The organism is Pseudomonas sp. LBUM1659 (assembly GCF_059716045.1).
Map to the genome: position 1 here is coordinate 4,152,664 of NZ_CP166797.1, position 7,337 is coordinate 4,160,000.

Below are 7,337 nucleotides of genomic sequence, written 5' to 3' on the forward strand. Positions count from 1 at the left end.
ATGTTGCAGGGCTGTCAGTCAGGTCACGGCACCGATCTGCCAGGGTACGAACTCGTTCTGCCCATAACCGTGTTGTTCGCTCTTGCTGCGCTCGCCGGAAGCGATGCGCAACATGTGTTCAAAGATGTAGGCGCCACGCTCTTCAATGCTGGTGGAACCATCGGCGATACCGCCGCAGTTCACGTCCATGTCTTCTTCCTGATGCTCGAACACCCGGTTGTTGGTGGCCAGCTTGATCGAAGGTGCCGGCGCGCAGCCGTAGGCCGAGCCCCGGCCTGTGGTGAAGGCGATCAGGTTGGCGCCGCCGGCGACCTGGCCGGTGGCCGAGACCGGGTCGTAACCTGGGGTGTCCATGAACACCAGGCCCTTGGCCCGAACCGCTTCGGCGTACTGGTACACATCCACCAGGTTGGTCGAGCCGGCTTTGGCCACCGCGCCTAGGGACTTTTCCAGGATGGTGGTCAGGCCACCGGCCTTGTTACCGGCCGAGGGGTTGTTGTTCAGTTCGGCGTTCATGCGCCGGCAGTAGTCTTCCCACCAGTGAATGCGCGCGATGAGTTTTTCCCCCACCTCGCGGCTCACCGCGCGGCGCGTCAGCAAATGCTCGGCGCCATAAATCTCCGGAGTTTCCGAGAGAATCGCAGTGCCGCCCGCCGCCACCAGACGGTCCACGGCATTGCCCAAAGCAGGGTTGGCGGTGATGCCCGAGTAACCGTCCGAGCCACCGCATTGCAGACCGACGATCAAGTGACGAGCGCTGACCGGCTCGCGCTGCACCTGGTTCGCCTTGGGCAGCAATGCCTTGACCTGCTCGATGCCACTGGCGATGGTTTTCGACGTGCCGCCAACGCCTTGTATGGTGAAGGCGCGCAACTGGTCGCTGGCCTTTAGCCCCTGAGTCTCCAGCAGGCTCTCGATCTGGTTGGTTTCACAGCCCAGGCCGATGATCAGCACCGCAGCAAAGTTAGGGTGAACGGCGTAGCCACCGAGCGTGCGGCGCAACAGACCCAGAGCCTCGCCGCTGGGGTCCACTGCGCAACCGGCGCCGTGGGTCAGCGCCACGACGCCGTCGATATTCGGGAAGGCGACCAGCGCCTCGGGGTGAATATCCCGGCGAAAGTAATCGGCCACGGCCCGGGCCACGGTTGCCGAGCAATTCACCGAGGTGAGAATGCCTACGTAGTTGCGGGTCGCGACGCGGCCATCGGCCCGCACGATGCCCTGGAACACTGCTTCGGTGCCTGGCGTGGCGTGGGCATCGACGCCGAAAGCGTAGTCACGGGCAAAGTCGCCCATCTCCACGTTGTGCACATGCACGTGGTCGCCGGCTTCGATGGGCTGCGAAGCAAAACCGATGATTTGCCCATAGCGACGCAAGGGCTGCCCCTGCTCCACGCGCTGGGTGGCGACTTTGTGTCCGGAGGGAATCGGCTGGCTTACGATGATCGCTTCGGCTTCCAGGCTCAGGCCTTCAGGCAGGGCCTGCCGTGCAATCAGTACGTTATCCAGGGGGTTGAGGCGGATCACAGCGGAGTCACCGGTCCGTGTTCTGGCAATCAGTTGCATGGGACCTCTCAGGGCAGTACGGCCGACTTCTTGTTATGGCGCCGCCCTTTCTGTGAAGGGCGAATCTGCGATAACTGTAAGGAGCCAGCCACAACATTCCCAATGAGATGATCCGATCAATCGATAACCTGGCGTTATCAATTAGCGTTATCCAACGGTTGTAATCAATCGCTCACCAAGCCCTCCTCCTGACGTGCGCGCGCGAAATCGAGCAAGATGTCGACGAATTCCCGCGCCGAACCGGTGAGCGGCTCCTCTTTGCGGGTGATGATGCCGTACTCCAGCGGCGCCAGGCACAACGGGGCCTGTAGCTCTTTGAACTGGCCGCTGTCCAACTGCGCTGCCACCATGGATCTGGGCAGCATGGCGATCATTGGCCCCGAGTGCAGCAGTCGCAGGAACATCTGCATGGAGATGGTTTCGACGCTGTCAGCCGGAGAGGCGATACCCGCTGCCTTGAATGCCAGCTCCAGGCGATCGCGAATCGGCGTTCCGACCGGGTACAGCACCCACGGCCACTGGCCCAACGCTTCAAGTGGTGTGCAGCCCAGTTCGTTAAGCGGATGGCTGCTGTTGACGACCAGGCTAAAGGGCTCAGGTTCCAAAGGCTCGAAGTCGAAGATCTGGCTGTAACGCGATTCGGTAAAGCGGCCGATGATCAGGTCGAGTTTGTTTTGCTCAAGCATGGCGAGCAGGTGATCACTGGACTGCTCCACCACTTCGATCGACAGCAAAGGGCTGCGCGCCTTGATCGCGGCGATGGCTTGGGGCAGCACCACCGAGGTTGCCGCGAAAATCCCACCCACCTTGAGAAAGCCATGGCCGCCTTTGCGCAGCCGGTTGACCTGGTCGACGAACTTGTGTGAATCGGCCAACGCAGCCTGTGCATAGCGCACCACATACTCGCCAAGCTCCGTGGGCGGCATGCTGCGTGGCAGGCGCTGGAACAGGGCAAAACCGAACTGCTCCTCCAGGTCTCGCAGCATCTTGCTCAAGGCTGGCTGGCTCAAGTTCATCCGTATGGCGGTGGCGCGCATATTGCGCGTGCGCGCCAGGGTGTCGATCAGCACCAAGTGCTTGAAGCGCACCCAGTTGCAAAAGCTGGAATGGGTAATGTCCGATGACATCGGGGTCATTTCCTTTTAAAGGTGGTATGCATTGTCTGTCAGGCCATCCGCCCGAACAGACGAAGTCAAATCTATTGCCCCCGTAAATACTGCAGCAACGTGTTCAATGCCACCGACCTCGGCCGAGAACGCAAGGTCAGCAGGCCAATATTGACCATGGAGATTGGCAGTTCGACCGGCAGGATAGCGACCATGCCATAGCCCGCATAATGCTCGGCCACATCGTTGGGCACCACCGCGATCATGTCCGACGCTTCGAGCATTGCCGTGGTTGCCAGGATCGAAGCGGTTTCGATAATGTCCAGCGCCTGCACCATACCGCCGGCCTGCAAGGCACTTTCCACCCGGCGGCGCATGGGGCTGCCAATGGGGTGCAGGATCCAGGTCAATGTGATCAAGTCGGACAACTGCAATTGCGAAGAACTCGCCAACAGGTGGCCAGCCCGGGCGATCACACGCATCTGCTCGCCGTTGTCGAACAGCTCGATGTCCAGTTCCTGACTGTCGCTCTGGTCCGGCAAGCGCCCCAGCACCACGTCGAAATCGCCGCGCAGCAAGGCAGGCAGCAAGGTATCGCTGGTACCGACTTCAATGGAAATCCGCACCTTGGGGTGGTCGCGTTTATACGCCAGCACCGCTTTAGTCAGTAACTTGGGCACCGGTCCCATCACACTGCCGACACGCACCAGTCCCGTGGCCCCGCGCGCCAGTTCCGCGATCTGCGCCTGGGCATGCTCGAACTCATGCAGAGCACCCTGGGCGTAGCGGATCATCACTTCGCCATAAAGGGTCGGCTGCATACCGCGTGGCAAGCGCTCGAACAGGCGCACACCGAGGCGCTCTTCCAATTGCTGCAACAGCAGGCTGGCGGCCGGTTGTGTGGTATGCATCGCCGTGGCCGCCCGGCGCAGATTGCCGAACTCACCCAAGGCATTGAGTAAGGTGATCTGCCGGCTGGAAATCTTCAGGGCGCCGAGATTGCGTGGCGTGAGCGTGTTGAGTTCTGGATGGGGAGGCATATCAAATCCGGTATCCCTACTTAGGAAACCGTGATTATGCATGTATCGCTCGGCGACCTACAGTCGAGTCTCCCACTGGTCATCGAGCACGAGAGCCCGCCATGAGTATCAGCATCACCCATCTGAGCGTACGCGACATCCGGTTCCCCACTTCCCTGTCGCTGGACGGCTCCGATGCAATGAATAGCGCGCCGGATTATTCCGCGTCCTACGTCGTACTACACACCGACGCCCCTGCCGGCATTGAAGGACACGGCCTGACGTTCACCATTGGCCGTGGCAACGAAATCTGTGTGGCGGCGGTGCAATCCCTGGCTCCGATGGTGGTTGGCCTGACCCTGGAAGAGATCGTTGCCGACATGGGCGCCTTCTGGCACCAAATCACCGTGGGCGACAGCCAACTGCGCTGGCTGGGCCCGGAAAAAGGCGTGATCCACCTGGCCACCGCGGCCATCGTCAACGCCGTCTGGGATCTGTGGGCCAAACACGAAGGAAAGCCGGTATGGAAGCTGTTGGCCGACATGACGCCCGAGCAACTGGTGCGCTGCCTGGACTTCAGCTACGTCACTGACGTGCTCACCCCTGAAGAAGCCATCGCCCTGCTACGCCACCAGGTGCCAGGCAAGGCTCAGCGCGAAGTGCAAATGCTGCGCGAAGGCTACCCCGGCTACACCACCGCGCCGGGCTGGCTGGGCTACAGCGAAGAAAAAATGCGCCAACTGGCCCGAGAAGCGGTCGAGGATGGCTGGACCCACATCAAGCAGAAAATCGGCGCCGATCTGGAAGAAGACATCCGTCGCGCCACAATTCTACGCGAAGAAATTGGCTGGGATCGTTCCCTCATGATGGACGCCAACCAGGTCTGGGGCGTCGATGAGTCGGTAGCCAACATGCGCCGCCTGGCCGCGTTCGCCCCCCTGTGGATCGAAGAGCCCACCAGCCCCGATGACATCCTCGGCCATGCCAGCATCCGCCGGCGCATCGCACCGATTGGCGTCGCAACAGGTGAGCATTGCCACAACAGGGTAATGTTCAAGCAGATGTTCCAGGCCGGCGCTCTGGACTTTTGCCAGTTGGACGCGGCCCGCCTGGGTGGTCTCAATGAGGTGTTGATCGTGCTGTTGATGGCCGCCAAGTTCGACGTGCCGGTCTGCCCTCATGGCGGTGGCGTCGGTTTGTGCGAGTACGTGCAGCATATCGCCCTGTTCGACTACATCGCCGTCTCGGCCTCGCTGCACAACCGTGTTCTGGAATACGTTGACCACCTGCACGAGCACTTCCTTGACCCGGTCGTGATCCGCCGCGGCCGCTACATGCCTGCGCGGCGCCCGGGCTATAGCATCGAAATGACCGCTCAATCCCTGGAACGATACCAATATCCCGACGGCCCGGTCTGGCTCGATATTGCCCGCGCCTGAGCCGTGCCGTGGCAGCCATATGCTGCTAAAAGATTTAGTCAGCCTGTTGCATCGACCGGTTGAATCCACAGCCAAAAGCGGACATCGGGTGCCGACAGATTCAGGGGCGAATCAGTCGGCCATAATCTCGCCACGCTGGCAAGAACCAGTGATTTTCGATGGGAAGATGGGCAAGAAGCAATCAACAGCTGGCGCAAACCCAGCGGATCCGTACCAGTCTCCGGATGCTTTTTTTCGGGCAAAACAAAACCCCTACCTGCATACGCAGATAGGGGTTTCGGAATTTAATCTTGACGATGACCTACTCTCACATGGGGAAACCCCACACTACCATCGGCGATGCATCGTTTCACTGCTGAGTTCGGGATGGGATCAGGTGGTTCCAATGCTCTATGGTCGTCAAGAAATTCGGTAGCCAGGTCGTTTTCTCTTGCGAGATCACGCTCCAGCGAATGGGTATGTAATAGATTTGTGTGTTTCGTTTCGAATTTTCGACTGTGTATCGTCTTCACACACCGCAATCTGGTCTCTTTCGAGTTCACAGATTGCTTGGGTGTTATATGGTCAAGCCTCACGGGCAATTAGTATTGGTTAGCTCAACGCCTCACAGCGCTTACACACCCAACCTATCAACGTCGTAGTCTTCGACGGCCCTTCAGGGGACTCAAGGTCCCAGTGAGATCTCATCTTGAGGCTAGTTTCCCGCTTAGATGCTTTCAGCGGTTATCTATTCCGAACATAGCTACCCGGCAATGCCACTGGCGTGACAACCGGAACACCAGAGGTTCGTCCACTCCGGTCCTCTCGTACTAGGAGCAGCCCCTCTCAAATCTCAAACGTCCACGGCAGATAGGGACCGAACTGTCTCACGACGTTCTAAACCCAGCTCGCGTACCACTTTAAATGGCGAACAGCCATACCCTTGGGACCGGCTTCAGCCCCAGGATGTGATGAGCCGACATCGAGGTGCCAAACACCGCCGTCGATATGAACTCTTGGGCGGTATCAGCCTGTTATCCCCGGAGTACCTTTTATCCGTTGAGCGATGGCCCTTCCATACAGAACCACCGGATCACTAAGACCTACTTTCGTACCTGCTCGACGTGTCTGTCTCGCAGTCAAGCGCGCTTTTGCCTTTATACTCTACGACCGATTTCCGACCGGTCTGAGCGCACCTTCGTACTCCTCCGTTACTCTTTAGGAGGAGACCGCCCCAGTCAAACTACCCACCATACACTGTCCTCGATCCGGATAACGGACCTGAGTTAGAACCTCAAAGTTGCCAGGGTGGTATTTCAAGGTTGGCTCCACGCGAACTGGCGTCCACGCTTCAAAGCCTCCCACCTATCCTACACAAGCAAATTCAAAGTCCAGTGCAAAGCTATAGTAAAGGTTCACGGGGTCTTTCCGTCTAGCCGCGGATACACTGCATCTTCACAGCGATTTCAATTTCACTGAGTCTCGGGTGGAGACAGCGCCGCCATCGTTACGCCATTCGTGCAGGTCGGAACTTACCCGACAAGGAATTTCGCTACCTTAGGACCGTTATAGTTACGGCCGCCGTTTACCGGGGCTTCGATCAAGAGCTTCGCGTTAGCTAACCCCATCAATTAACCTTCCGGCACCGGGCAGGCGTCACACCCTATACGTCCACTTTCGTGTTTGCAGAGTGCTGTGTTTTTAATAAACAGTCGCAGCGGCCTGGTATCTTCGACCGGCATGGGCTTACGCAGTAAATGCTTCACCCTCACCGGCGCACCTTCTCCCGAAGTTACGGTGCCATTTTGCCTAGTTCCTTCACCCGAGTTCTCTCAAGCGCCTTGGTATTCTCTACCCAACCACCTGTGTCGGTTTGGGGTACGGTTCCTGGTTACCTGAAGCTTAGAAGCTTTTCTTGGAAGCATGGCATCAACCACTTCGTGTACTAAAAGTACACTCGTCATCAGCTCTCGGCCTTAGAATCCCGGATTTACCTAAGATTCCAGCCTACCACCTTAAACTTGGACAACCAACGCCAAGCTGGCCTAGCCTTCTCCGTCCCTCCATCGCAATAACCAGAAGTACAGGAATATTAACCTGTTTTCCATCGACTACGCTTTTCAGCCTCGCCTTAGGGACCGACTAACCCTGCGTCGATTAACGTTGCGCAGGAAACCTTGGTCTTTCGGCGTGGGTGTTTTTCACACCCATTGTCGTTACTCATGTCA

4 protein-coding genes and 2 rRNA genes (1 of these 6 running past the window's edge) are annotated in these 7,337 nt (G+C 58.5%); 1 reads left to right on the forward strand and 5 read right to left on the reverse strand.

The window, feature by feature from the left end; genetic code table 11:
- Window positions 1–18: 18 nt before the first annotated feature.
- The 3 genes from ACA048_RS18750 to ACA048_RS18760 all read right to left on the reverse strand — a co-directional run bounded on the left by ACA048_RS18750 (window position 19) and on the right by ACA048_RS18760 (window position 3,712).
- A complete protein-coding gene (locus tag ACA048_RS18750; RefSeq protein WP_497625753.1) occupies window positions 19–1,566 on the reverse strand; it encodes a UxaA family hydrolase in 1,548 nt (515 codons plus the stop codon).
- A 164-nt stretch (window positions 1,567–1,730) separates the two neighbouring features.
- Window positions 1,731–2,693 (reverse strand): LysR family transcriptional regulator, encoded by a 963-nt coding sequence (locus ACA048_RS18755; protein WP_497625754.1) that lies wholly within the window; start codon window positions 2,691–2,693, stop codon window positions 1,731–1,733.
- A gap of 71 nt (window positions 2,694–2,764) precedes the next feature.
- A complete protein-coding gene (locus tag ACA048_RS18760; protein ID WP_497625755.1) occupies window positions 2,765–3,712 on the reverse strand; it encodes a LysR family transcriptional regulator in 948 nt (315 codons plus the stop codon).
- A 101-nt stretch (window positions 3,713–3,813) separates the two neighbouring features.
- Here ACA048_RS18760 and ACA048_RS18765 point away from each other — a divergent pair, with 101 nt between their 5' ends.
- The gene (locus tag ACA048_RS18765; protein WP_497625756.1) at window positions 3,814–5,130 is read left to right on the forward strand and encodes an L-fuconate dehydratase; all 1,317 of its coding nucleotides are present in this window, start codon (window positions 3,814–3,816) and stop codon (window positions 5,128–5,130) included.
- 288 nt (window positions 5,131–5,418) lie between these two features.
- On the opposite strand, the gene rrf is transcribed toward ACA048_RS18765, so the two are convergent.
- Window positions 5,419–5,534: ribosomal RNA gene (gene rrf, locus ACA048_RS18770) — 5S ribosomal RNA — on the reverse strand.
- A gap of 156 nt (window positions 5,535–5,690) precedes the next feature.
- Window positions 5,691–7,337, reverse strand: a 23S ribosomal RNA gene (locus ACA048_RS18775); it runs 1,245 nt beyond the window's last position.

What these genes read in the sequence shown, in the direction of transcription:
- ACA048_RS18755 (WP_497625754.1), bottom strand. Translation starts at nt 2,693, where the DNA reads ATGTCATCGGACATTACCCATTCCAGCTTTTGCAACTGGGTGCGCTTC.
- ACA048_RS18765 (WP_497625756.1), top strand. Translation starts at nt 3,814, where the DNA reads ATGAGTATCAGCATCACCCATCTGAGCGTACGCGACATCCGGTTCCCC.
- ACA048_RS18760 (WP_497625755.1), bottom strand. Translation starts at nt 3,712, where the DNA reads ATGCCTCCCCATCCAGAACTCAACACGCTCACGCCACGCAATCTCGGC.
- ACA048_RS18750 (WP_497625753.1), bottom strand. Translation starts at nt 1,566, where the DNA reads ATGCAACTGATTGCCAGAACACGGACCGGTGACTCCGCTGTGATCCGC.